Source organism: Acidiphilium sp. JA12-A1 (genome assembly GCF_000724705.2).
GTDB classification, from domain to species: domain Bacteria; phylum Pseudomonadota; class Alphaproteobacteria; order Acetobacterales; family Acetobacteraceae; genus Acidiphilium; species Acidiphilium multivorum.
Genome location: NZ_JFHO01000239.1, coordinates 1 through 1981 on the forward strand (window position 1 = coordinate 1; position 1981 = coordinate 1981).

Genomic DNA, 1981 nt, shown 5'->3' on the forward strand with positions numbered 1-1981 from the left:
TCGTCTTTTTTCATTCGCTCTTTGCCCTCGTGTTCGCGGTTTATCTCATCTCGACAACATTGACGGGCCTTCTCGTAGCTATCGGCCCATTCCTCCTGATCGGATATCTTTTTCGAATATACCAAGGGTATCCCCGACCGCTGGCTCGGTAAGCTGATCGGCCTGGCGATCCTGTTGCTCCTCGTCACAGCGCTTCTATCGCTGTTCACGGGGGGTATGACGGATTTTCTGAACACCAAGGTCTCGACCACGTTCACCGCCGATCCGGTGCAGACCGAAATCGTCATCCTCGGCGAAATCGCCGCCTATACCGCCATCACGGCCTTCATCACGATCATGCTTCCCGGCATCGCCGCCTACATTGGCGGCGGTGTGGACTTCAATATTTCCGGGATCGTGAACCCAGCCAACTGGTTCAAATAATGAAGGGCTCACGCATGTTGTCTCGCCTGATTATCCTCATGTGCGCAGCCGGCATGCTGGCGGGCTGCGCGGCCAGTGACCCGCTGGCAACGGCTCACGGGCCGATGTTTGCCCTCAATCCCGGCCATTGGTCGCCTAGCGCGGCGCAGTTGGCGCGACCGCCGCAGGTGCCCCACTCATGAACGCGGACATGAAAAACACGGCTTTGCCGATCGATAACGAACGGCTCGCCGCCTATTTCCAGGATGTTGAATCTTTCCAGGCCACTGAGAAGCGTACCGCCCGCCGCTGGGGCCGTGTGGGCTGGGTGGTGGCCGGCGTGTCCCTGGCGGTCAACGTCACCCTCGCGGGGGCGATCGTGATGATCCTGCCCCTCGAAAAGCTCGTGCCCGCCTTCATCACCGTGAAGTCAGACGGCACCACCAGCACCACCATGAATTTCAACAGCCTTCCCAGCAATGAGAAGGCGGCGATGACCAGAGCCGCGATCTGGCAATATGTTCGTGCCCGGGAAAGCTATGACTTCGCCGACGCGCAATATCGGTATGATGTTGCCTCGCTGATGTCCAACCCCACGGTGCAAGGCACCTACCAAAGCTGGTTCCTCGATAAAGGGCCAGGCAGCACCAGCCCGCAGGTCACGGTTGGTAAAAAGGGGCAGATCAGCGTCGCGATGGTGAGCCTGTCCATGGTGCGGCCGAATGTCGCGCTCGTGCGCTTCCGCCGCACCGTGACGATGTACGGCTCGGATCCGCAGACTTCGACATGGACGGCAACGGTCGGCTTTGAAAACGTCGCAACGCTGCCGGTTTCCGCCCGCCTCGCAGACCCGAGCGGGCTCATTGTGACCAACTACCAGGCCCAAAAGGATTCGCCATGACATGCGCGCGCAAACTCGCGGCCAGCGGTCTCCTCTGGCTCGGCATGATGGGGACGGCCCTCGCCATACAGTATCCCCACCCGGGGCACGAAGACGCCCGCGTTCGCTATGTGCCCTATCAGTCCGGCAACGTCACCGACATTTGGACTGCACCGGGTGCGGCGCTGACAGTCCAGTTCGGCACGGGTGAAAAGGTCGTCTCCGTCGCGGAGAGCGATAGCGCCTATCTCAAGGTCGTCCCGGTCCAGAATTACCTTTTCATCAAGCCAACCGGCATTCTGCCGGCACAGCCGATCGCGGTCCTCTGCAAGACCAGCGACGGCAAGCTCCGCCATTACTTTTTCCAGTTCGAGACCGTGAACAAGCACCTCGGCGCCGGCGAGAATGTCGATTACGCCGTGGTGTTCACCTATCCGCACCAGGCGTATGAGCGCCGGCTTGCCAAGCGGAAGACGGCCGAAGCGAAGGCTATCCAGAAGGAAGCCAAGAGCCGCCTTGATGAAGCGCGCGCTGTCATGAACGCGGCAACGGTCGATCAATATCAGGGACCGCGCAATTACGAGTATGTCGCCCGGGGCGATCATCAGCTGGCCCCCGCCGAGGTCTGGGACAACGGCTATTCAACCGTGTTCACGTTCCCGGCCATGCAGCGCATCCCGGCCATTTTCTATGTCCAGC

The 1981-nt window shown here is 60.5% G+C and carries 4 protein-coding genes; all 4 read left to right on the forward strand.

All coding sequences use genetic code 11. The features are described 5' to 3' along the window. Positions 1-174 precede the first annotated feature (174 nt). Entirely contained in the window at positions 175-423 is a 249-nt protein-coding gene (locus RT91_RS22730; protein WP_240314386.1) for a hypothetical protein, read from the forward strand. 53 nt (positions 424-476) lie between these two features. Then, positions 477-605 (forward strand): type IV secretion system lipoprotein VirB7, encoded by a 129-nt coding sequence (locus RT91_RS23100; RefSeq protein ID WP_408735346.1) that lies wholly within the window; start codon positions 477-479, stop codon positions 603-605. Beyond that, positions 602-1303 carry a type IV secretion system protein VirB8 gene (locus RT91_RS19640; RefSeq protein ID WP_051788417.1) on the forward strand — a complete coding sequence of 234 codons (702 nt, stop codon included), beginning with the start codon at positions 602-604 and terminating at the stop codon, positions 1301-1303. Before RT91_RS23100 ends, RT91_RS19640 begins: the two co-directional genes overlap by 4 nt. Continuing rightward, positions 1300-1981 (forward strand): TrbG/VirB9 family P-type conjugative transfer protein (locus RT91_RS19645; protein WP_035189628.1); only part of this gene is annotated, 682 nt, incomplete at its 3' end. The genes RT91_RS19640 and RT91_RS19645, both read left to right, overlap by 4 nt.